This window comes from Caulobacter sp. (assembly GCF_017744445.1).
Classification (GTDB): Bacteria; Pseudomonadota; Alphaproteobacteria; order Caulobacterales; family Caulobacteraceae; genus Caulobacter.
Genome location: NZ_JAGIBH010000150.1, coordinates 1 through 521, shown reverse-complemented (window position 1 = coordinate 521; position 521 = coordinate 1). Strand labels below are relative to the sequence as shown.

At 69.1% G+C, this 521-nt stretch carries 1 protein-coding gene; it reads left to right on the top strand.

From position 1 onward, the window contains the following. A partial coding sequence (locus tag J7528_RS24150) for an SUMF1/EgtB/PvdO family nonheme iron enzyme (protein ID WP_291879932.1) occupies positions 1–521 on the top strand: 521 nt, incomplete at both ends.

Here is a 521-nt window from a genome sequence, read left to right as displayed (position 1 = left end):
CCCGAGATGCTGGTGGCGGCATCGGTGGTGTTCACCCCGCCGCCCCGCCCGATCGATCCGCGCGGTCCGGTCACCCAGTGGTGGTCGATGATCCCGGGCGCCGACTGGCGGCACCCGACCGGGCCGGAGAGCAGCCTCGACGGGCTCGAGGACCATCCCGTCGTCCATGTCGCGTTCGAGGATGCCGATGCCTATGCCAAATGGGCGGGCAAGAGCTTGCCGACCGAGGCCGAATGGGAATTCGCCGCGCGCGGCGGGCTGGTCGGGGTGGAGTTCGCCTGGGGCGACACCTTCCTCGTCGACGGCGCCCATATGGCCAATACCTGGCAGGGCGAATTCCCCTATGCCAATGCGCTCGAGGATGGCTGGCTGCGCACGTCTCCGGTGGGGAGCTTCCCGGCCAATGGCTATGGTCTGGTCGACATGATCGGCAATGTCTGGGAGTGGACGCGCGACTGGTATGGCACGCCGCGCGCGGCAAAGAGTCCATGCTGCGCCGTCGCCAATCCGCGCGGCGCCGC